Below are 21624 nucleotides of genomic sequence, written 5' to 3' on the forward strand. Positions count from 1 at the left end.
AAGCAAACAACTTGTGCAACAACCCGTGCTGGCCACCATACTTCGCGCAGGGCTACCTATGCATAAGGGATTACTGAATATCTTCGATATGGCAGACTCTGCCTTTATTACCGCCTTCAGAAAAACGCACAAAAGCGGCGATTTTGAGATCCAGATGGAATATATTTCTTCACCAGACCTCACAGACAGGACGGTGATCGTTGCAGATCCTATGCTTGCTACTGGTCTGAGTATGGTGATCTGCTGCAAAGAATTACTCAACCGTTTCAGCATCAAAGAACTTCACATCGTAACTGCCATTGCCAGTGCGGAAGGTATTCGCCACGTGAGGGCCAATCTTCCCCATGCTAAACTGTGGGTGGGCGCAATAGATGAAGAGATGACAACAAAGGCCTATATCGTTCCCGGTCTTGGAGATGCCGGTGACCTGGCCTATGGCCCAAAACTTTAATCATGATCAAACATATCTTTTTTGACCTGGATCATACCATCTGGGATTTCGATAAAAATGCAGAAGAAACACTGAAGGAGCTCTATCAGACCTACCAGCTTCAAACACTCGGTTTAACTTCTACAGAAGAGTTCATTCAAACTTACACAGAAAATAACCACCGGCTCTGGGCCGCCTACCATGTGGGCAAAATCAGCAAGGAAACCCTTAGGTCTGAAAGATTCAGCACTACCTTTATCCAGTTGGGCATACACCCTGACCATATACCGAAGCAATTTGAGGACGATTATGTCCGGATCACTCCAACCAAAACAAATTTATTTGAGGGATCAGAAAAAGTACTGTCTTACCTGCAAAAAAAATACAGCCTTCATATCATTTCCAATGGTTTCAAAGAAAGTACCCTAACCAAAATGGAGGTTTCCGCTTTGAATCCTTATTTCAAAAATGTGATCATTTCCGAAGATGTAGGCGTTAACAAGCCCGACAAGGCTATTTTTGAACATGCTTTACAAAAAGCAGAAGCACTAAAAGAAGAAAGCATTATGATTGGCGACAGTCTGGAAGCCGACATTACCGGCGCCCAGAACTTTGGAATGAAGGCTATTTTCTTTAATCCGCTGAAGAAAGAAGCACCGGAATATGTGGACTGGCAAATACATCACCTCGAAGAATTACTCCAGTACTTCTAAAATTCTGTCAACGTGGTATGAGATTCGTAATATGGTTTCTACACACAAATGAAACCAAATGAAAAAGATCATCTTATTGCTTGCTGTACTGCTGCAAACTACCGCAATTTTTGCCCAGCGAAGGGCTCAGACCTCGGAACTGTTTCTTGAAATCGCTGACCGGGGAAAATTTACCGTTTACCTGAATGAAGAATATGCCGGATCTTCCCAGGGCAGGTTCCGCTTCTTTGAAGTTTCAGACCCAAACCCAGTGCTCACTATACTGCAGGAAAACCGACCCGTCTTTAAGCAACGCATCCGCCTGGAAGGTAATAAAAGGATTATTGCCTCTTATTCTCAAAGACGTGGATTTCAGATCAGCTCAGCACTTGCAATATTTAACCGGGGCCAGTATCTTCTTGATGACTGGGACGGTAATCTACATGCTCAGCCCGGTTATCCTCCTGTACATCCAGGCTATCCTGACCAGGGTTATGCCATGAACCCGGAAGATTTTACGCAATTCATGAACTCTGTGCATGCAGAACACTTCGACAAAGACAGGATCAGGATTATAGACATCGCCCTGAAAAACAATTATTTCAGCACCAAACAGGTTGGAGAAATCATTCGCTCCCTGGATTTTGAAGATCAGGGACTGGACATTGCAAAAAGAGCCTACAGCGTAACTGTAGACAAGAACAATTATTATACTTTAAAAAACAGCTTCAAATTCCTCAGCGGACAGAATGGCTTGATGGACTTTTTAAAGAATGCACCCTCAAACCGTTAAAATGAATACAACCACCATTTTCTCTTCCCTGCAAAGGATTACAGATGCTTATAACGACAAGCTGCAGAGCATCAGTGATGTCCAGTTCCAGACCAGCCCCCCCATCGGCGGCTGGTCTTACAGTGAAGTATATGCACATATTTTTGACGCAAGCCTCTTGTCACTGCATGCTATGGAAGATTGTTTAAACGGAAAAGGAAAGGATAAGCCGACTGCGTTTGCAGTAAAGCTTATTCTTTTCTTTGGCGCTTTGCCTCCTGGACGGTACAAAATCCCTAAACAACTGGAGGGCAGGGCAAAAGTCATCACCAAAAAAGAAGCACAAGACCTGATCGGCCAATTTAAAAAACAACTGGAAGCCGATTACAAACAAATCCCCAGGGCCAGGGACAATGTTAAATCCAAACACCCGCGGCTGGGTTACCTCAATGCCCGGCAATGGTTCCGCTTTACTGAGGTTCATTTAAAGCACCATTTAAAACAATTGCACAGGATCGAGAAAAGCTTCGCCCAATAACCGCAATTTTCACATCTTTGCAAGAATGAGAATCCCCGGACTTAAAGGTTTTGATGAAGCCGCATTTAGCAAGTATTTCAAAAACACCAGCTGGCTGATGTTTGGCAAAATACTCAGTATGCTGGTGAGTTTCCTGATTGTACGTTATTTAGGCCCCGTATCCTTTGGAGACCTGAGTTTTGCAGATGCCCTAACTGCAATTGTTGCAGCGGTGGGTACGCTGGGGCTCGACTCCTTTATCATTCGGGAAATTATTAACCAACCTGAAAAAAGAGATGAAATTCTGGGCACTTCACTCTGGTTGCGTATCGGGGTCAATGTTATCCTTATTCCGCTCAGCATTGGTCTTTACCTGGTCTTCCACCATTTTTCAGCTCAACCCGGCAAACCCCTGACGGCTATTGTGGCCTTACTTTCCCTGGCTTCTTTTTTCAAGTCTTTTAATGTCATAGACTCTTACTTTCAATCCCAGGTTCAGTCCAAATATGTAGTGCATGTACAAAACATTTGCGTGGTCCTTTCCGCACTGGTTAAAATTTTTCTGGTATGGATAAAGGCGCCTGTGATCTGGTTTGCTGCAGCCTTAACATTTGACGGTTTCATTCTCGCTATAGGATTGGTTTTAATCTATCGTCAAAGGGGTTTAAAAATCACGACATGGACATTTCGTTACGAACGCGCATTATCTTTATTAAAACAATCCTTTCCATTGATTTTAACAGCAGTAATGGTTACAATCTATATGAAAATCGACCAGGTCATGCTTAAAAGTGAGGGCAGTGGTGAAGTTGGGATTTACAGTGCAGCGGCAAAAATAAGCGAGGCCTGGTATTTTATTCCCATGGCCATTGTCACTTCTGTTTTTCCAGCATTGATTCTTGCCCGAAAAACAGATCCGGAAAGATACCATAAACGCCTCAACAATCTGTATGACCTGCTGGTCTTCATCAGTCTGCCAGTGGCTATTGTAATCAGTTTTCTTGGAACAGATATCATCCACCTGCTCTACGGGAACCGTTTTATCGGAGCAGGCACCATGCTGAGCATCCATATCTGGTCTGGCATATTCGTATTTTTTGGAGTTGCCAGTTCCCAATACCTAATCAATGAAGGATTCACTATGATCTCCTTTCAGAGAACAGCCGCAGGTGCCATCATCAATATCGCGCTGAACTTTTGGCTGATTCCGCATTACGGGGGTATCGGTGCTTCAATAGCGACGTTGATTGCCTGCGTGGTCTCTACTTTTTATATTTTATTCATTCCTAAAACAAGACAGCAGGGTATAATGATGTTAAAATCATTATTTTTGATCTCTGCATTTCAAAAAATAATAAAACGTTGAGTAAACTTAAAGCATTAGCTACCCTACTTTCTAAGCCCGACCGGCTCGCCGCTCTATTATCTTATGGCCATAAAGGTTACCTTACCAGTATTGGTTGGTTTAGGGCGTTTGATACCAAACAAGCCGTTGATGGCAAAGGTGAAGCCCTTCCATGGGTAACTTATTCCTTTATTGACTTTATTACCAGCAGGCTGAACAAATCTCAAACGGTATTTGAATATGGTTCGGGGAGCTCAACACTGTTCTATGCACAACGTGTAGGTAAAGTGGTATCCGTAGAGCATGACGAAAGCTGGTATCATAAAATTGCAGGCACCAAACCTCAAAATGCCGAAATGATCTTTACCAAGCTGGAAAGAGGCGGAGAATACAGTAAAAAAGCCAGACTCCTGGGCACAAAGTTCGACATTATTATTGTAGACGGACGCGACCGGGTGAACTGCTGCATAGAAAGCATACAGGCCCTTAGCCCTTCCGGAGTAATTGTTCTTGACGACTCTGAACGTCCGGAATACGAACAAGCCCGGAGCTTTCTGAAAGAAAATCAGTTCAAAGAACTTTCTTTCTCTGGTATCTCGCCAGGACTGTTCTACCTGAAAGCGACCTCTGTTTTTTACCGTACCGAAAACTGTTTGGATATCTAGAAAATGCAGCATCTCGCCCCCATAGCCCTGTTTGTTTACAACCGGCCTAAGCATACAGAACGTACGCTTAAGTTTTTGCAGCAGAATGAGCTGGCCGCAGAAAGCCGGCTGTTTATTTTTTCTGACGGACCCAAAACTCCCTCAGATCAGGAAAAGGTACAAGAGCTAAGGGATTTTCTAAAAACTGTCGACGGTTTCCGTTCCGTAGAGATCATCGAACGGAAAGAGAATATGGGCCTGGCCAATTCAATAATCGCCGGAGTAAGCCGGCTGGTTAAAGACTACGGACAAATCATTGTCTTTGAAGATGACCTGATCAGCTCTCCGCATACCCTCACTTATTTTAACGAAGCACTCAACCTATACAGAAAAGAAGAAAAGGTGATGCATATTGGTGCTTACATGTATCCTTTAAAGGATAAGCAATTACCGGAATCTTTCTTTTACCGTGCTGCAACCAGCTGGGGCTGGGCAACCTGGGAGCGGGCCTGGCAACATTTCGAACCCAATATCGATGTACTGCTGAAGCAATTTGACGCCCCTAAAAGAAATGCCTTCTCCATTGAGAAGACCATGAATTTCTGGAAGCAAATGCAGGACTTTAAAAAGGGCAGAAATAATTCATGGGCTATCCGCTGGTATGCATCAATCTTCCTGAAAGGTGGCTTAACTTTAAATCCTGCACAATCCCTGGTCAACAATATAGGACATGACGGCTCTGGCATCCATTCCGGCATCAACGACATCTATAATGTGGTGATCAATCCAAAACCGGTAAAAGCCTTTCCAACAGAGATCAAAGAGAACCCGGAAGCTTATGAAGCCATTAAATATTTCCTCTCTAATAGAAAAGGAAGTCTATGGCAGCGCATTAAACGACTGATCAAAGAAAAGCTGGGCTGATTTGCTTTTTAAGCATTTATCTACCCACAACTACTCCGGAACTATAAAATCCCGCTTTTTTTCGCCTGCAAAACAATATAAGGAGAAAGCTGTCTGGAGTTAAAAGGAAAGACCTTTGTAAGCACCTTCCCACCTGTCCAAAGTATTTTTTTAAACATTCGGACAGCGAATGATCTTTGTTTTTCATTTTCAAGCCATAAGCTAAAATGGCCATAATATGCCGATTCTACCTGTTCCAGCCCAGCAGCCCGGCAAATACCGGCCAACAATTCCGGGTCCATGCAGTCAATATTATGTTTATCGTAATTGTCTTTGTCAAATTTCCTTTGAAACCATCCATTCACAGCGTTGAAATTAGGCAAGGTAATAAACAAGGTCCCTCCTGGCTTTAAAAAAGCAATATGCCGGTTAACGATATCAGCCGTATCTTTAAAATGTTCAATCAGTCCGCAGGATAAAACAAGATCGTATTTTTGTTCAGGGACGTATTTAAACAGATCGGTTTCAATGATATGGATATCGCTTTCCTCCAGTCCGTTACTCTGCAACAACTCATTGGTAATGGGTGGATGAACAAAATAATCCAGTAAGGTCACCTCTAAATGAAGATATTTCTTCAAAAAAACTGCATAATAACCCGGGAAACCGCCCAGTTCAATCGCACTTTTTAAGCCTTGCTTTTGCACAACGTCCTTAAGCTCTTTGCTAAATAAATAATTTTCAGGAATATTAACAGAGAGATCTGTCTTGCTTTCCCAATAATTCACCCAAAATTCTCTGTCTGTTAACAGGTTGTTCATCAGTATATAATTTTTTTAACGGTTATGATTTATCATATGCGACCAAAATTTTCCGCAGCACGCCCATTTTCACTCCCTCATCTTCGCGGTTCAGCAAATGTATCAGTAATATTTTTTTCAAGGGTCTAAATATACTGATATTTAGATTTAAGTTACCGGAACCAGCACTATTCGATTTTCTCCAACCTTACCCGGAGTTCTTCACCAAGTTCGCTCATTTCTGTCATGATTGCAGTGATCTCCCGTTGATACTGCTTATTCCCTGCCTCTGTTTGCTTGTACATTAAACTGGCCAGCAGGTATCCTTTTTCTGCCATTTTCGAATTGTAGCGCCGCCGTAACTGATATTTTTCATCCAGTACCAACTGCTCCATTTGTTTAACAATGTGCTGATTCGCCTTCCATTTATCCAGACCGGAAGATTGAATGATCTGAAGTTTCTGCACCTTCGGAAAAGATCGTTCGATATAATATACCTGGTTAAAAGCCCTTGAGTTCTCCAAAAAATCACCCTGGAGTTTTTCAAATTCTTTCTGCTGGTAGTTTGGCATCCATAAAATAGACAACCCTGCAGTCAGAACAACAAGTAAAATTGAAACCATATAACGAACAGCAACAGGCATCCCCACGCGAAACGGCCGTTCATTATACAAAAGATAACAAATCACAAAGCCAGAAATCAGTCCTCCAATATGTGCTGCATTATCCACCCGACGAGTGAATGCACCATTAATCAACATATAAGCCACCAGGATGGCCGTACTTATAAACAAGGCTTTATTCGCATTTTTTTCGAAAGCTTTGCAAAGCATGAGTGCCAGGAGTGCGCCAAACATTCCTAAAATAGGCCCCGATGCACCCCCCATTATTCCGGTCGTATGCATGCCTACGCTCAAAATTCCACCACAGACACCACTCAAAATATAAACAACCAATGTCTTTGTACTTCCCAGTTTAGGCTCTACCATCAAGCCGATATAAATCAGCGCATACATATTAAAAAAAAGATGAAAGAAGGAAAAATGCATAAATTGTTGCGTAAGCAGCCGCCACCATTCTCCCTTAAGCACCAGAGCTCTGGAATTAGCCCCCAGTTTCAGGTATAAACTCTGCAATTGAAAAACGTCACCCTGCTGTCCCAGTTTCCCACGGATGTATAGTACAATTGCAATATTCAAAAAGACGACACAGAATAACCAGAAAAAGATATTGATCAATACAATCACCGGAGTAACCCGATATCCTTTCTGCGGATAGAACAAATACAAAACATTTTTGATCTTATCCTTATTGACCAGTGGTGCCCTTTCAAAATAAGAATCATCCTGCGTAGCCTTCAATTGCTCAAAAACATCAATTTCCTGTTCCCAAATGCCTTCCAGATGATATTCAACATATTCAAACTCATTGAAGAAGCGCTCCATATTCTGCTCGTTTTTCCCGTAATCGGTAAACAGCATCTGCACGCCTATGCACTCGCTTTTGAACAGCGCAAAATTTGAATTTATCCGTATAGATACCTCCTCACTATAAGATTGAAAAGAGATATTGGTATAAGCGATAATTCCTGTTGCAGAAACATGGCTCAGCTTCCAGCCGAGATTTTCAATCACACGCGTAGCGATAATCAAATACCTGTCTGCAGAAAAACTACCGAGCGGTATAAATTTCTCCACTTTCGGAGAATAACCCCACTTCCAGGCACCCATCAGTTCTGAACAGAAAAAAAGCCCCTAAGAGGCGCAACAATAACATTCATAGACAAAAACTATAAATTAAAATATTCCCATTAAAATAAACAATAATTCATCTGAACAGTCAGATTTCTATTTGGAAAGAAAACTCATCAGAAGTTTCCCTGAACCGAGCGTTATTGTATTATCAGAATTGAAATTACACAACAATTTGAAGAAAACTAAGCAATATTATGTATTTTTCGCCCGGAAGCTATTTTTTAACCATGTTCAGCATACGCGGGCAGTTTTATCTTTGGGGCAATTGAAAGTATTACATATAAACACTTACGAAGGAAATGGAGGCGCAGGCAGGGCATGCCTGAGGTTAAGTGACGCTTTAAATACAGCTGGTGTCCAATCTGAGGTCATGGTCTATTTTCAGTTCAATGAAAGCACTAAAACGAAAACTTTTAGTAAATCGCCCCTGCAAAAGGCCATTGCCATATTTAACATCCTTTCAGAACGGTACCTTTCTAAATTCTTTTCCAAAGCCTTAAAAACCCCGTTCTCGCTGCAGTGGTTTGGACGGTCTATTGTGAGAAACCGGATATTAAAAGAGGCAGACATCATCCACCTGCACTGGATCAACCATGGCTTTCTCACACCAAAGCTGCTTGCACAAATCGACGACCTGGACAAACCAATTGTGTGGACTTTTCATGACAGCAATGCTTTCACAGGAGGCTGCCATGTACGATATGCCTGCGAAAACTACCACCAGCAATGCGGTCATTGCCCCTTGCTAAAATTTAGCGGAGAAAATGATTTTTCCCATAAGAACTGGCTCCGCAAGAAGAAAGCCTATTCGAACCTGAACTATCATGTTGTAGCGCCCAGTAACTGGATGGCCGAATCTGTAAGAATCAGTAGTTTAATGGGGGCAAGACCTATAGACGTTATACCAAACACCATAGAAACAACCATCTTTAAGCCCTATGTTAAAACAGAAGCGAAAAAGATCTTAAAAATTGCCCCCGAAAAATTCGTTTTAATGAGTGGTTTTATGCCCTCTAAAAATGACAAACACAAAGGCACCTCTTACCTGGTAGAGGCATTAAACAGCTTTTCTAAAAGACCAGGTATTCGTAAAGAAGATATCGAACTGGTGATTTTTGGGAATAAGGAAAATGCAGAAATGCCTGAATTCCCGTTTAAAACCACTTTTTTAGGTACCATTAGTAACGATGAGCACCTGGCAAAATGTTATTCTGCAGCAGATGCCTTCCTTACACCCTCACTTGAAGACAACCTTCCCAATACAGTTATGGAAAGTCTTTCCTGTGCAACACCCGTTATTGCTTTTAAAACGGGCGGTATCCCGGATATGGTGAAACATCTGGAGAACGGCTATCTCGCCGACTATCAATCTTCAGAAGACCTGGCCAACGGCATGGAGTGGTTGTACCTCCACAAAAATCAGGAAGAAATTCAAAAAGAGGCACGCAGAACAATTCTGACGCAGTTTTCTCCAGCCGTTATTGCCGAAAAACACTTACTTTTGTACCAATCTCTTATCAATTTACAGCCGCGCTGATCTAAAACCTGCATGCAACCTAAGTTAACCGTTATTACGATCGTATACAATAATGTAAAGGACATAGAACGCACGATGCTTTCTGTATTACATCAAACCTATACAAACATAGAGTATATAGTCATAGATGGCGCATCTACAGATGGAACGCTCGAAGTGATCAACAGCTATAGATCCCAATTATCTAAAGTGCTGTCTGAAAAAGACAGAGGTATTTATGATGCGATGAACAAAGGCCTGGCGCTTGCAAGCGGCGATTATGTTCTATTCATGAATTCCGGAGATGAGATCTATGATGAAAATACTGTAGCTGCTGTATTCAGCACTGCAGAACATGCGGATATCTATTATGGTGAGACAGAAATGTATAACGAAAACTGGGAAAGCCTGGGCAGAAGACGGCATCAGGTTCCTGAAAATTTCAACTGGAAAAGTTTCAGATATGGAATGAACATCAGCCACCAGGCCATTTATATTAAAAAGAGTCTGACCGAGCCTTATGACCTTCAATATAAATACAGCTCTGATATAGACTGGATCATTAAAGCAGCAAAAAAAGCAAAGCTTACCATAAACACACACCGCTATGTCGCGAAATATCTGGTTGGCGGTGTTTCCAAGAAAAAACACCTGGATAGCCTGAAGGAACGTTTCAGGATCTTCAGTAAGTACTACGGTCTGATCCCTAATCTATTCCATCATTTTCTGATCGCCCTGAACCTGACGGGTTACTTTATCAAACACCGCAGAACCAATGACTAGTCCTGCGGCGATATAAATTCTATGGATTTGTAGACCAGAGCCCAGCCTCTTTAACAAATACCCTTCTGTTCAGCTTCAATTGAGCAACAATCAGTTCTGCAAAATCTTCCGGTTGCATCACGCGGTCAGGATTACCGTCGGTGAGTTTCAAGTCTTTTGCCATATCCGTAGCAATGGTGCTTGGGGTTAATGTCGTTACCCGTATATTATGTTTTCTTACTTCCTGCATTAAAGACTCAGACATTCCAATCAATGCAAATTTAGAAGCACTATAGGCACTGGTTACCGCAGCACCATTTTTACCTGCTGTAGAGGAGATGTTCACAATATCGCCCGTTTTTCTGTTGATCATATCTGGCAATACGGCACGTGTAACATAATAAGGCCCAAATAAATTCACTTTCACGATCTGCTCCCAGCGTTCCGGCTCAAGTTCCATGAAAGACCCAAAGCTGCTAATGCCTGCATTGTTTATTAAAATATCTACTGTCCCTAATCCAGCTTTTATTTCAGCAACGGCAGCATTTACCTCTGCGATATTCGAAACGTCTGCTATCGCTGTCACCACCTTCACCGGCCAGGCACTTAATTCCTCTGCCACTTTATCCAGATCTGCCTTTGTGCGGGCTACCAGACCAACATGTACACCTTCTTTAGCCAATTCGATAGCCAACGCCCTACCTATTCCTTTACCCGCTCCAGTAATCAGCGCGTTTCTTCCTTGTAATGATTCCATAGCATTCAATATTTAAACTCAAAGCTAAAAAGATAATATTTGATATCAGAATTACAGGCTAAGCTTGACAATTGTTTAACTCACTATTCACATAGGCTCAATACTTTTACATGAAAAGATATTTTAATGCCACCCCCACTTTTCAAAAAACTCTGGAGCCTCCCTTATTATTTTCTGCTAGCGCTGGCCTTTGCACTGGCCTCTTCCCTTTTCATCTTTCTTCATACCAAAGAAGAGGGCTTTACACTTCTCAATCCATTCCATACCAGTTGGCTGGACCTCTTCTTTATGGTCTATACCAATCTGGGAGATGGACTTACCTGTCTCGCGGTTATTATACTGTTGCTGATCCGCAACAAGAGAAAAAAAGCCATTACTCTATTTGTCGCTTTCCTGAGTTCAGGAATGATGGCTTCTTTGCTGAAGATCATCTTTCATCAGCCCAGGCCAAAGCTTTATTTCCAAACAGAAGGGCTGAATACCCCGGCTTTTATGAACCAAATGAGTTTGTACAGCTCTAATTCATTTCCATCAGGCCATACCACAACTGCTTTTGCCCTGGCTACCGTACTTGTTCTTGTTTATAAAAAGAACAGAATCTCTATCCCCTGCCTGCTGGGCGCCATATTGGTTGGTTATTCCCGGATCTACCTGGCGCAGCATTTCCCCGTCGATGTACTGGCAGGTATGTGTGTTGGGGTCTTCTTTGGTATGCTGAGCTACCACGTGGTTTACCATGTTAAGGTTCTGAAAGCAGTCAAAAAATGGCGGAAAAGCCAATCGAAAGCAAGTCATACAGCTTTAAAGAACAGCATTTTCTAAAACCGCTACCATCCGGCAAAAAAAAATCCTGATGGCCATGCCACCAGGATTTTTTATATTTAAATCCGTCTTAGAAATTAAGACTGGAATTTTTTAGCATTGATCTTACGCTCATTTTCTGTCAGGTAGATCTTACGTAAACGCATACTTACCGGAGTAATTTCGATATACTCATCAGCCTGGATATACTCCATAGCCTCTTCCAATGAGAATTTAATTGCTGGTGCAATACGTGTGTTGTCATCCGTACCAGAAGCACGCATGTTAGTCAAGGCTTTACCTTTAACAATATTTACAACTAAATCGTTGTCACGGATGTGCTCACCCAGGATCTGACCTTCGTAAATGTCTACGCCCGGATCAACAAAGAAACGACCGCGATCCTGCAATTTATCAATAGAATAAGCCGTAGTAGTACCTTTATCCATAGAAACCAGTACACCATTTAACCTTCCAGGAATTACACCTTTCCAAGGCTCGTAAGATTTAAAACGGTGTGCCATAATTGCTTCTCCTGCTGTTGCAGTCAATACATTGTTTCTTAATCCAATGATTCCACGTGATGGAATTTCGAATTCCAAATGTTGTAAATCACCTTTTGGCTCCATGATCAGCAATTCACCTTTACGTTGTGTCACCAGTTCAATTACCTTTCCGGCAACTTCACCCGGTACATCAACAATCAGGGTCTCCACCGGCTCACATTTTTTACCGTCAATTTCTTTAACGATTACCTGTGGCTGACCTACCTGGATTTCATATCCTTCGCGACGCATGGTCTCGATCAAAACAGATAAATGCAGAATACCCCTTCCGTAAACCAGATAAGAATCCGGAGATTCCGTTTCCACAACCTTTAAGGCAAGGTTTTTCTCCATCTCTTTGTACAAACGTTCTTTAATACGCTGAGAAGTCACAAATTTACCTTCTTTACCGAAGAAAGGAGAGTTATTGATGGTAAACAACATGTTCATTGTCGGCTCATCAATTTTGATTACAGGTAATTGTTCTGGTGCATCAAAATCAGCAATAGTATCACCAATTTCGAAACCGTCAATACCTACAACAGCGCAGATATCTCCTGAACTTACTTCCTGTGCACGGATTTTTCCAAGACCTTCAAAAACGTATAGTTCTTTTACTCTTGATTTCACCATCTTGCCATCACGTTTAATCAAAGTAACCGGCTGGTTTTCTCTGATTGTACCGCGGTGAACACGACCAATAGCAATACGACCTACGAAAGAAGAATAATCTAAAGAAGTGATTTGCATCTGTAAAGTACCTTCATTGATCGGTGCTGCAGGGATATGCTCTACTACCGCATCTAAAAGAGGGAAAATATCAGTAGTCGGCTTGGTATAGTCTGTGCTCATCCATCCTTGTTTAGATGAACCATAGATCACAGGGAAATCAAGCTGCTCTTCGGTAGCCGCCAGGTTAAAGAACAATTCAAAGATCTGCTCATAAACCTCTTCCGGACGACAGTTTTCTTTATCTACTTTGTTTACAACTACAATTGGTTTTAATCCCAATGCAAGTGCTTTCTGAGTAACGAAACGGGTTTGAGGCATTGCACCTTCAAAAGCATCGCATAATAAAAGAACACCATCAGCCATTTTCAATACACGTTCTACCTCACCGCCAAAATCCGCGTGACCAGGAGTATCAATAATATTGATTTTATAGTCTTTGTATCTTACTGAAACGTTTTTGGAAACAATAGTAATTCCCCGTTCACGCTCAAGATCGTTGTTATCAAGTATTAAATCACCTGTTTGTTCGTTATCACGAAAAATAGAACAAGTGTGTAAAATCTTATCAACCAGCGTAGTTTTACCGTGGTCAACGTGTGCTATGATAGCTATATTTCTTATTTTTTGCATATAATGCGCCCTAAATTTGGCGCAAAGATATGATTTTTAATCGATATATCAGCCTATTAACTAGGTATATAATAAAGGAATTGCTGATAAAAAATAATATACTCTTCGAGGACTGGACTCCTTACCCCGCTTCGCTCTTGTGGCAAGGCGCCCTGAGGTCCTCTCGGAGTAATATTATTTTTTTGGGCGCATAACCGGGCGGGGTGTCCGGGAAAGGAGTCAATTGGATAAGCCAAAACTGGAAACGGGATAGCGCAATGCTTCAATTTATAGTAATAATTTTTGTAATAACACCTACGTCTTCTGTAATTAATATATCCGTAGCAGCCAAAAGATAAGAACAAATTGCATAACCTTTTCTGCGCCATACCCGGACTCCCCCCAATTAAGCGCCCTATAAAAATCAATATTACTCCGAGAGGACCTCAGGGCGTCTTGCCACAAGAGCGAAGCGAGGCAAGGAGTCCAGTCCTCGAAGAGTATATTGATTTTTTCAAACAGCTTTTATCTTCAAAACTCTTATATTGTCTAGCTAATTACATTTAACAGTTATGAATGCAAAAAAATCCTTTTTCAGTGCTGCGCTCCTTATTTCGGGTTGTGTATCCATGGCAACCGCACAGGGAGCCAAACACGAAGACACAGAGTTTTACACCCCGGTACCCAAAGTCGTAACACCAGGAAAAATAAATTCAGACGCGCCATCCGATGCCATTGTTCTTTTTGATGGCACAAACCTTGATCAATGGGTCATGACAGACGATCGTTCCCAGCCAGCCAAATGGAAAGTTTCAGGAGGTATTTTAACAGTAGACAAGAAAACAGGAAATATTGAAACCAAACAATCCTTTGGCAATTACCAACTGCACCTGGAATGGAGAGTTCCTGCGAACATCACCGGAGAAGGCCAGCTAAGAGGCAATAGCGGACTATTCCTCGCCTCTATAGGCAAAGGAGATTTGGGTTATGAACTGCAAATCCTGGATTCCTACAACAATAAAACCTATACAAATGGAATGGCCGGCAGTATCTACAAACAAACTACACCAATGTTCAATGCAGCCAGGAAACCTGGCGAATGGCAAACCTATGATGTGATCTGGACAGCCCCTGTTTTTAATGCAGACAGCTCATTGAAATCACCAGCAAAGGTTACCGTACTGTTTAACGGAATCATTGTACAAAATAATTTCGAATTGAAAGGCCCGACCCAATACGTTGGCTTACCTGCATACAGAAAAGCACATGGCCCATCACCTATCAAATTACAGGCACATGGAGACAAAAGCGAACCGCTGAGTTTCCGCAATATCTGGGTAAGAGAACTCTAATTGTTTTTCCGGGGGAGGAAAACTTCTCCCGGTCTACATTGTTATTCAACATATGGGCAAAAAAGCAATTCTCTTAGGCGCAAGCGGACTCATTGGCACACATCTTCTTTCTCTGCTGCTCAACAGCAGCACTTACGAACAGGTATTGATCCTGGTCCGGAAAGAATTGGATATACAACATCCGAAACTCCGTCAGCTGGTTGTAGACTTTGAGCTTTTAAATCAATATGCGCATGAAATCAAAGGCAATGTGGTGTTTTGCTGTTTAGGTACCACCAAGAGTAAAACCCCAGACCCTGCTCAATACAGAAAAATTGATCTTCAATACCCGGTAGATGTGGCCTGGATGGCGCAATCCAACGGCGCAGAACAATATCATCTGGTATCAGCCTTGGGGGCCAACAGGAATTCTTCCATTTTCTATTCTAAACTAAAGGGGGAAGCCGAGCACGAGATCAAAGCCGTTCCATTCAAAGCTATTCACATCTATCAGCCTTCCTTGTTGGATGGAGATAGAAAAGAAAGCCGTTTTGGAGAACTCACCATGATCAGGATCATGCGCGTCCTTAACCCTCTGCTTATTGGTCCGCTGAAAAAATACAGGAGCATTAAGGTCAGCAAAGTGGCCATGGCCATGTTCCTGAAGTCAACAGAAGAGCATAAAGGCATCTATACCTATACCTCTGAACAGATAGAAACTATAGGTTCGTAAACCTCGGTTTTCTTGGAAATGCCCAGGTCAGAAATGCAGGCAATGCTTTTGCCCAGGTGGCCACTTCATGCTTTCCGCCCACCATCTCATAATAAAAGATATCCTCAGGCCGCTTATAGCTTTTTGCCATCAATTCCTTGATCACATCAACAGTATCATCGATAGAATCTATAATAAAATTCCGGTTCCGGTCAGCCGTTTCATCATCCGTACCGGTCATCAGCCAGAACTGGGCTTCGGGTTTTCCTGTTGTGGTTCTGATCATTTCATGCAAAATCCTGTCCTGATCATCCCGGTAACCATCTTTCAGGTCTTTTTTCCGCCACCAGAAAGATCCAGAAAATACCCCGGCTACATCAAATAAGTTATCATTGTTCCAAACGATATCAAATGCAGACAAGCCACCCAGGGAAAAACCAGCAAAAGCCCGTTTACCATTTACAGGAACAGACACTTCAGCCTGCACAAAAGGAAGTAACTCATTGGTAATAAAAGCGGTATACTTATCCGCTTTCGCCCCTCTCCCAAGGAAATCAGGAACACCGGCAACACCATATTCCTGAACACGATCTTCTGAAGCCTTAATGGCAACAACAATCAGCGGTTCAATTTTACCAGAAGTATACAATTGAGAAAGTGCATCCTGAACTTGCATCGCTTCCGATTCCTGGCCATCATTTAACAACAACAGATTCACTTCTTCATTCCCCATCAGCTCATCGGGACTGTACATCTCCAGTTCCACTGTTCTGTTTAGATGGAGCGATTTAATGCGATGCGTTGATTTGATAATTTCAGATGATAACATGGTTGTATACATAATTCAGCAATTCCCTTTCACAAAAATTTTTCGCAAAGATATTAATCTGTATAAATTTTGAGATAACACTTCTGTTTTTTTACTTAAAACACAGATTTATAGTAAGAAAACACCCTTAAATACTTGTTTATAAAAAGGTTCTTTCTTACCTTTTAGCACCTAAATTTTCGATTTATGCAAGAAGACTATATAAAGTGGTATAGCCCAAACCTGAGTGCAGATTTCGAAATGCTCACTTTTGGCCATGGCGGTTACCCCATCGTACTATTCCCTACAAGCAAGGGACGTTATTATGAGAACAAGGATTTTAAACTTATCGAATCCGCAAGGCATTTAATTGAGGAAGGAAAAGTTAAGATTTATTGTCCTGACGGAATTGACGACCTCAGCTGGTACAACAAAAGCATTCATCCGGCCGACCGGGTAAAGAACCACATCTGGTACGATAAAATGCTGCTGGAAGAAGTAGCGCCCCGTGCCAGACAGGAAACCGGATTTGAAAAGATCATTACTGCCGGATGCAGTTTTGGGGGTTACCATGCCGCAAACTTTGCCTTCCGGCATCCCTGGCTGGTCAGTCATTTATTCAGTATGAGTGGTGCTTTTGATCTCAGAGGGCAAATGGACGGCTTTTACAACGGCGATTTCTATTACAACAACCCTATTGATTTTCTACCGAACGATCAGAGTGCCGCACTCTGGGATATGAAAGTCGTTTTGGGTGCCGCCGACAGGGATATTTGCCGGCACGACAACGAAAGGTTGTCTGAAATATTAAGCCGCAAAGGGATGAACCACTGGCTGGACATTCGTCACAACGCAGATCATGACTGGGTCATCTGGCGGCAAATGTTTCCCGAATACCTTGGACAACTTTAAAAAACACATACAAACAGCATTTAAAAACGATATATTTATGAAGAAAATAGGCATCCTGTTCGGTAAAGAAAGATCTTTTCCGGAAGCTTTCGTAAAACGAGTTAACCAAATTGCCGGCAAAGATATCCGTGCAGAATTTGTAAGTATCGATAAAATATTCCAGGCTGAACCCCTGGATTACGCCGTCATTATCGACCGTATATCCCAGGATGTTCCATTTTACAGGGCCGCCTTAAAAAACGCAGCCATTACCGGAACTGCCGTCATCAACAATCCGTTTTGGTGGAGTGCAGACGAGAAATTCTTCAACAATGCCCTGGCCGTAAAACTCGGCATCCCAGTACCCAAAACAGCCTTGATCCCTTCAAAGGAACATCCCGATGATACTTCAGAACAGTCCTTCAGTAATCTGGCATATCCCATGGACTGGAATACCATATTTGATTACACTGGTTTTCCAGCCTATATGAAACCTTTTGACGGTGGCGGATGGAAAGAGGTTTATAAGCTTCACGACAAAGAAGACTTTTTTGACAAACACAGCCAAACTAAACAAACGGTAATGATGCTCCAGGAAGAGATCATTTTTGATGAATATTACCGGTGCTACTGTATTGGAGGGAAGTATGTACGCATCATGCAGTACGAGCCGAGAAACCCTTTTCATTTGCGCTACTCCGTAAACACCCCTCCTTCCAGCGAAAAATTGCTAAAAACCATACACGATTATGTGATTAAATTGAACCAATACCTGGGATACGACTTCAATACCGTAGAATTTGCGGTGAGAGACGGTATCCCTTATGCTATAGATTTCTGTAATCCGGCCCCGGATGCCGAAGTGACCAGTGTCGGACAGGAGAATTTTGACTGGGTCGTAGAACATGCTGCAAAATATGCCATTGAAAGAGCCCAAGCACACAAAACAGATCAGGATAACCTGACATGGGGCGAATACATTAAGACTTCAGCAGCAGGAAAACCACTGGTTGCCCCCAAAAAAACTGCAACTCCGGCAGGCAAACCCCTTGTCCAGGAAAAAGCAAAACCAGCTCCAGCAAAGAAAGCTCCGGTTAAAAAAACAAAATAAGCCAATAAAGGCAAACCAGATAAACACCTATAGAAATACCAAATATAATGATGAATGATTTCACACTGGGAATAGAAGAAGAGTACATGGTCATTGATCCTGTTACCCGCGAGCTGACTTCTCATGACCAAAAAATTGTAGAAGCAGCTCAAAAAATACATAAAGATCAGGTTAAGGCTGAAATGCACCAGGCTGTAGTAGAAGTTGGGACCGGAATTTGCAGGAACACCAGCCAGGCCAGGGAGGAAATCACCCAGTTGAGACATACCGTTTCCCAGCTGGCCGGAGAACAGGGTCTGCGGATCGGAGCCTCGGGAACACATCCCTTTTCCCACTGGGAGAAACAGCTGATTACTGAACACCCACGTTACAGCGAAATTGTAAATGAACTGCAGGAAGCTGCCCGTTCTAACCTGATCTTTGGCCTGCACGTACATGTAGGTTTTCAATCCCGGGAGCTGGCCATACATATTGCCAATCAGGTACGATATTTTCTACCGCATGTCTTTGCCTTGTCTGCCAATTCTCCATTCTGGGAAGGCAGAAACACAGGATATAAGTCTTTCAGAACCAAAGTTTTTGATAAATTTCCCCGTACAGGAATCCCCGATATTTTCAACAGCATTGAAGATTATGACAATTATGTAAAACTGCTCATCAAAACCAACAGCATAGACAACGCCAAGAAAATCTGGTGGGACATCCGGGTTCACCCTTTCTTCGAAACCATTGAGTTCAGGATTTGTGACTGCCCGATGCTGGTCGATGAAACCATGGCTTTTACAGCCCTGTTCCAGGCACTTTGTGCCAAACTCTACAAACTCAGACTGCAAAACATGAAATTTATCAGTTACTCCAGAGCTCTTATCAATGAGAACAAATGGCGGGCTGCCCGTTATGGTATAGACGGCAACCTGATCGACTTTGGAAAAGAAATGGAGGTGAACTGTCGCAACCTGGTCTTGGAACTTCTGGACTTTGTAGACGATGTAGTGGACGAACTGGGCTGCAGGGAAGACTTGAACTATGTCCATAAGATCTTACAGAATGGAACCGGCGCAGACCGGCAACTGGCGGTATACGAACAAACTGGCAGTTTTGAATCGGTAGTAGACTATATCACCACCCAAACCCTCCTGGGAACAAAATAACATGAGCAGCAAAAGAGCGATCAAAGTGGCCGTTATCGATATGAATAACGGCGCTCCGAATCAGGGCATGAGGGGAATTAAAGAGATCCTGCATCAATATAAAATGCAAACTGGCACACCTCTTTCTTTCGAAGTCTTTGACCTGAGACAAAAAGAGGAAATCCCAGGTATAGACTATGATATTTATATCTCCTCCGGTGGCCCCGGAAGTCCATATGAAGGAGAAGGTCTGGCATGGGAGACACATTTCTTCCATCTGCTGGACCAGGTAGAGGAGTTCAACAAGGAAAACGAACGAAAAAAATCCTTCTTTTTTATCTGCCATTCTTTCCAGTTGGCTTGCAGAAAGTACGGTCTGGGCAAGGTCACCCGACGCAAGTCAAACGCCTTCGGCATCTTCCCCATTACCCTCACCAGCGAAGGTGAAAAGGACCTGATCTACCAGGGCCTGCCGAATCCTTTCTATTCAGTAGACAGCCGCGACTGGCAGGTGATCTCCCCGGATGAAGACAAATTCAGCAACACCGGAGCAGAAATACTCGCCATTGAAAAAGAAAGACCACATGTAGACCTGGAACGCTGCATTATGTCCATCCGTTTTTCCAGAGAATTTGTGGGCACGCAATTCCATCCGGAAGCCGACCCGGTTGGCATGAAAATGTACTTACTGCAGGATGAAAAAAAAGCCGCAATTACAGAGAACCATGGAGAAGAAAAATACCTGGATATGCTCAACAGCCTGGACGATCCGGAACGTATTAGCCTTACCCAGCGGATTATTTTGCCCAATTTTTTAAACGAAGCCATTCAACTATTACAGGAGAAGGAACATGATCAGCAAGTATAGAAAACAATTCAACAGCAATTTTACGCATCAGAAATATAGCTTGTTCCTCCAAAACCTAACAAAGGATCTTCTTCCAATTTCCTTCAGGGTTGCAGAAACACCTATATTTATCCCCCCCGAACTGAAGGAGAAACTTATTTCCGCCGGCGAAGAGATCATTAACCTGATCCGTCAGCCGGATTTTAAGGAGCTGACCAGCAAATCCATTCCGGATCAATGGAAAGTCCCGGGAGAAGAAAAACATCCACATTTTTTAACTTTTGATTTTGGGATATGTAAAGATCAAAATGGGGAACTGATCCCCAAACTGATAGAGATGCAGGGGTTTCCATCACTCTATGGTTTTCAGGCACACCTGGCCGAACGATACATCGACAGCTATGAACTGGATGAAATGGCTTCGTTCAGCCCGTTCTTCAACCAGCTGAACAAGGAGCAATACGTCAATCTGCTAAAAGAAGTCCTGATCGGAGCACATGAGCCACACGAAGTTGCCCTCATGGACATTGATGCGCCTGATCAAAAAACCGCGATCGACTTTTACCTCACCCAGAAATATACCGGACTGAAAATACTCAGCCTCACCGATATTTTCAGAGAAGGCAATCAGTTATTCTATGAAGAAAACGGAAAGAAAATCCGTTTAAAACGCATTTATAACCGCTTAATCTTTGATGAGATAGAAAACAAAACGCATTTGTTTGAGCAGAGTTTTGACCCCAGGACAACCCTGGATATTGAATGGATCACCCACCCCAATTGGTTTTACAGGATCAGCAAGTATACCATGCCTTTCCTGAAAAGTGATTTTGTACCCGAAACCCGGTTCCTGAACCAAATCGATCCCCTTCCGTCAGACCTGGAGAACTATGTGCTGAAACCGCTGTTTTCTTTTGCCGGCCTGGGTGTAATCATTGATGTAAAACTTCAGGACATTAAAAATGTAAAAGATCCGCATAACTGGATCCTGCAACGAAAAGTGCAGTACGAACCTGTAGTGCAGGCCCTGGATGGCGGGGTAAAAGCAGAAATCCGCCTTATGTATCTGTGGCCTGAAAACGGCGAACCACAGCTTTGCATTAATCTGGCAAGGCTGAGCCGGGGAAAAATGATCGGCGTACGTTATAATAAAGATTTTGACTGGGTGGGTGGAACTGTTGGATTAATGGAGAAGTAAATTTACATTTGAAAGAC

At 42.6% G+C, this 21624-nt stretch carries 22 protein-coding genes; 17 read left to right on the top strand and 5 right to left on the bottom strand.

Translation table 11 applies throughout. From position 1 onward, the window contains the following. From upp to VNZ46_RS26005, 7 genes are all read left to right on the top strand, one after another. On the top strand, window positions 1-451 hold a 451-nt coding region (upp, locus tag VNZ46_RS25975; RefSeq protein ID WP_325564046.1), incomplete at its 5' end, for a uracil phosphoribosyltransferase. 2 nt (window positions 452-453) lie between these two features. Next, entirely contained in the window at window positions 454-1143 is a 690-nt protein-coding gene (locus tag VNZ46_RS25980) for a YjjG family noncanonical pyrimidine nucleotidase (protein WP_325564048.1), read from the top strand. Window positions 1144-1201: 58 nt separating this feature from the next. Further along, the gene (locus tag VNZ46_RS25985) at window positions 1202-1915 is read left to right on the top strand and encodes a DUF4476 domain-containing protein (protein WP_325564050.1); all 714 of its coding nucleotides are present in this window, start codon (window positions 1202-1204) and stop codon (window positions 1913-1915) included. Between the two features lies 1 nt (window position 1916). After that, complete coding sequence (locus VNZ46_RS25990) at window positions 1917-2432, top strand: DinB family protein (protein ID WP_325564053.1); 516 nt, start codon at window positions 1917-1919, stop codon at window positions 2430-2432. Window positions 2433-2457: 25 nt separating this feature from the next. Then, window positions 2458-3777, top strand: a complete 1320-nt coding sequence (locus VNZ46_RS25995) for a flippase (protein ID WP_325564055.1) — start codon at window positions 2458-2460, stop codon at window positions 3775-3777. Beyond that, window positions 3774-4421 carry an FkbM family methyltransferase gene (locus tag VNZ46_RS26000; protein ID WP_325564057.1) on the top strand — a complete coding sequence of 216 codons (648 nt, stop codon included), beginning with the start codon at window positions 3774-3776 and terminating at the stop codon, window positions 4419-4421. Before VNZ46_RS25995 ends, VNZ46_RS26000 begins: the two co-directional genes overlap by 4 nt. 3 nt (window positions 4422-4424) lie before the next feature. Then, window positions 4425-5324 carry a glycosyltransferase gene (locus VNZ46_RS26005; RefSeq protein WP_325564059.1) on the top strand — a complete coding sequence of 300 codons (900 nt, stop codon included), beginning with the start codon at window positions 4425-4427 and terminating at the stop codon, window positions 5322-5324. 41 nt (window positions 5325-5365) lie between these two features. Here VNZ46_RS26005 and VNZ46_RS26010 read toward each other — a convergent pair whose 3' ends face one another. After that, a complete protein-coding gene (locus tag VNZ46_RS26010; protein ID WP_325564061.1) occupies window positions 5366-6124 on the bottom strand; it encodes a class I SAM-dependent methyltransferase in 759 nt (252 codons plus the stop codon). 167 nt (window positions 6125-6291) lie between these two features. Continuing rightward, window positions 6292-7833, bottom strand: coding sequence for a rhomboid family intramembrane serine protease (locus VNZ46_RS26015; RefSeq protein ID WP_325564063.1), 1542 nt, complete (start codon window positions 7831-7833; stop codon window positions 6292-6294). 121 nt (window positions 7834-7954) lie between these two features. Here VNZ46_RS26015 and VNZ46_RS26020 point away from each other — a divergent pair, with 121 nt between their 5' ends. Next, window positions 7955-9394 carry a glycosyltransferase gene (locus VNZ46_RS26020; RefSeq protein ID WP_325564065.1) on the top strand — a complete coding sequence of 480 codons (1440 nt, stop codon included), beginning with the start codon at window positions 7955-7957 and terminating at the stop codon, window positions 9392-9394. 12 nt (window positions 9395-9406) lie between these two features. After that, the gene (locus VNZ46_RS26025; RefSeq protein WP_325564067.1) at window positions 9407-10156 is read left to right on the top strand and encodes a glycosyltransferase family 2 protein; all 750 of its coding nucleotides are present in this window, start codon (window positions 9407-9409) and stop codon (window positions 10154-10156) included. 19 nt (window positions 10157-10175) lie between these two features. On the opposite strand, the gene VNZ46_RS26030 is transcribed toward VNZ46_RS26025, so the two are convergent. Continuing rightward, on the bottom strand, window positions 10176-10892 hold the full coding sequence (locus VNZ46_RS26030) for a 3-ketoacyl-ACP reductase (RefSeq protein WP_325564069.1): 717 nt from the start codon (window positions 10890-10892) through the stop codon (window positions 10176-10178). Window positions 10893-11018: 126 nt separating this feature from the next. On the opposite strand from VNZ46_RS26030, the gene VNZ46_RS26035 reads away from it, so the two are divergent. Beyond that, the gene (locus VNZ46_RS26035; protein WP_325564071.1) at window positions 11019-11714 is read left to right on the top strand and encodes a phosphatase PAP2 family protein; all 696 of its coding nucleotides are present in this window, start codon (window positions 11019-11021) and stop codon (window positions 11712-11714) included. A 77-nt stretch (window positions 11715-11791) separates the two neighbouring features. Here VNZ46_RS26035 and typA read toward each other — a convergent pair whose 3' ends face one another. Further along, the gene (typA, locus tag VNZ46_RS26040; RefSeq protein ID WP_325564073.1) at window positions 11792-13600 is read right to left on the bottom strand and encodes a translational GTPase TypA; all 1809 of its coding nucleotides are present in this window, start codon (window positions 13598-13600) and stop codon (window positions 11792-11794) included. Window positions 13601-14151: 551 nt separating this feature from the next. Here typA and VNZ46_RS26045 point away from each other — a divergent pair. Next, window positions 14152-14931, top strand: a complete 780-nt coding sequence (locus tag VNZ46_RS26045) for a DUF1080 domain-containing protein (RefSeq protein WP_325564075.1) — start codon at window positions 14152-14154, stop codon at window positions 14929-14931. A gap of 52 nt (window positions 14932-14983) precedes the next feature. Further along, the gene (locus tag VNZ46_RS26050) at window positions 14984-15643 is read left to right on the top strand and encodes an NAD(P)H-binding protein (RefSeq protein WP_325564077.1); all 660 of its coding nucleotides are present in this window, start codon (window positions 14984-14986) and stop codon (window positions 15641-15643) included. On the opposite strand, the gene VNZ46_RS26055 is transcribed toward VNZ46_RS26050, so the two are convergent. After that, window positions 15630-16451: an alpha/beta hydrolase gene (locus tag VNZ46_RS26055; protein WP_325564079.1), complete on the bottom strand. Its 822-nt coding sequence runs from the start codon at window positions 16449-16451 to the stop codon at window positions 15630-15632. The two genes, VNZ46_RS26050 and VNZ46_RS26055, sit on opposite strands and share 14 nt — an antisense overlap. Window positions 16452-16637: 186 nt before the next feature. Here VNZ46_RS26055 and VNZ46_RS26060 point away from each other — a divergent pair, with 186 nt between their 5' ends. Genes VNZ46_RS26060 through VNZ46_RS26080 form a run of 5 tightly spaced genes read left to right on the top strand, consistent with a single transcriptional unit; the run spans window position 16638 to window position 21607 of the window. Beyond that, window positions 16638-17342: an esterase family protein gene (locus tag VNZ46_RS26060; protein WP_325564081.1), complete on the top strand. Its 705-nt coding sequence runs from the start codon at window positions 16638-16640 to the stop codon at window positions 17340-17342. A gap of 37 nt (window positions 17343-17379) precedes the next feature. Next, a complete protein-coding gene (locus VNZ46_RS26065) occupies window positions 17380-18432 on the top strand; it encodes a hypothetical protein (protein WP_325564083.1) in 1053 nt (350 codons plus the stop codon). A 47-nt stretch (window positions 18433-18479) separates the two neighbouring features. Then, entirely contained in the window at window positions 18480-19583 is a 1104-nt protein-coding gene (locus VNZ46_RS26070; protein WP_133779305.1) for a carboxylate-amine ligase, read from the top strand. Window position 19584: 1 nt separating this feature from the next. After that, window positions 19585-20430, top strand: coding sequence for a type 1 glutamine amidotransferase (locus tag VNZ46_RS26075; protein WP_325564086.1), 846 nt, complete (start codon window positions 19585-19587; stop codon window positions 20428-20430). Next, complete coding sequence (locus VNZ46_RS26080; RefSeq protein WP_325564088.1) at window positions 20414-21607, top strand: hypothetical protein; 1194 nt, start codon at window positions 20414-20416, stop codon at window positions 21605-21607. Before VNZ46_RS26075 ends, VNZ46_RS26080 begins: the two co-directional genes overlap by 17 nt. Window positions 21608-21624: the final 17 nt, after the last annotated feature.

The sequence above is a fragment of the Pedobacter sp. genome (assembly GCF_035566355.1).
In the GTDB taxonomy this organism is placed as follows: Bacteria; Bacteroidota; Bacteroidia; order Sphingobacteriales; family Sphingobacteriaceae; genus Pedobacter.

What these genes read in the sequence shown, in the direction of transcription:
- VNZ46_RS25980 (WP_325564048.1), top strand. Translation starts at nt 454, where the DNA reads ATGATCAAACATATCTTTTTTGACCTGGATCATACCATCTGGGATTTC.
- VNZ46_RS25985 (WP_325564050.1), top strand. Translation starts at nt 1,202, where the DNA reads ATGAAAAAGATCATCTTATTGCTTGCTGTACTGCTGCAAACTACCGCA.
- VNZ46_RS25990 (WP_325564053.1), top strand. Translation starts at nt 1,917, where the DNA reads ATGAATACAACCACCATTTTCTCTTCCCTGCAAAGGATTACAGATGCT.
- VNZ46_RS25995 (WP_325564055.1), top strand. Translation starts at nt 2,458, where the DNA reads ATGAGAATCCCCGGACTTAAAGGTTTTGATGAAGCCGCATTTAGCAAG.
- VNZ46_RS26005 (WP_325564059.1), top strand. Translation starts at nt 4,425, where the DNA reads ATGCAGCATCTCGCCCCCATAGCCCTGTTTGTTTACAACCGGCCTAAG.
- VNZ46_RS26010 (WP_325564061.1), bottom strand. Translation starts at nt 6,124, where the DNA reads ATGAACAACCTGTTAACAGACAGAGAATTTTGGGTGAATTATTGGGAA.
- VNZ46_RS26015 (WP_325564063.1), bottom strand. Translation starts at nt 7,833, where the DNA reads ATGGGTGCCTGGAAGTGGGGTTATTCTCCGAAAGTGGAGAAATTTATA.
- VNZ46_RS26025 (WP_325564067.1), top strand. Translation starts at nt 9,407, where the DNA reads ATGCAACCTAAGTTAACCGTTATTACGATCGTATACAATAATGTAAAG.
- VNZ46_RS26030 (WP_325564069.1), bottom strand. Translation starts at nt 10,892, where the DNA reads ATGGAATCATTACAAGGAAGAAACGCGCTGATTACTGGAGCGGGTAAA.
- VNZ46_RS26035 (WP_325564071.1), top strand. Translation starts at nt 11,019, where the DNA reads ATGCCACCCCCACTTTTCAAAAAACTCTGGAGCCTCCCTTATTATTTT.
- typA (WP_325564073.1), bottom strand. Translation starts at nt 13,600, where the DNA reads ATGCAAAAAATAAGAAATATAGCTATCATAGCACACGTTGACCACGGT.
- VNZ46_RS26045 (WP_325564075.1), top strand. Translation starts at nt 14,152, where the DNA reads ATGAATGCAAAAAAATCCTTTTTCAGTGCTGCGCTCCTTATTTCGGGT.
- VNZ46_RS26050 (WP_325564077.1), top strand. Translation starts at nt 14,984, where the DNA reads ATGGGCAAAAAAGCAATTCTCTTAGGCGCAAGCGGACTCATTGGCACA.
- VNZ46_RS26055 (WP_325564079.1), bottom strand. Translation starts at nt 16,451, where the DNA reads ATGTTATCATCTGAAATTATCAAATCAACGCATCGCATTAAATCGCTC.
- VNZ46_RS26060 (WP_325564081.1), top strand. Translation starts at nt 16,638, where the DNA reads ATGCAAGAAGACTATATAAAGTGGTATAGCCCAAACCTGAGTGCAGAT.
- VNZ46_RS26065 (WP_325564083.1), top strand. Translation starts at nt 17,380, where the DNA reads ATGAAGAAAATAGGCATCCTGTTCGGTAAAGAAAGATCTTTTCCGGAA.
- VNZ46_RS26070 (WP_133779305.1), top strand. Translation starts at nt 18,480, where the DNA reads ATGATGAATGATTTCACACTGGGAATAGAAGAAGAGTACATGGTCATT.
- VNZ46_RS26075 (WP_325564086.1), top strand. Translation starts at nt 19,585, where the DNA reads ATGAGCAGCAAAAGAGCGATCAAAGTGGCCGTTATCGATATGAATAAC.
- VNZ46_RS26080 (WP_325564088.1), top strand. Translation starts at nt 20,414, where the DNA reads ATGATCAGCAAGTATAGAAAACAATTCAACAGCAATTTTACGCATCAG.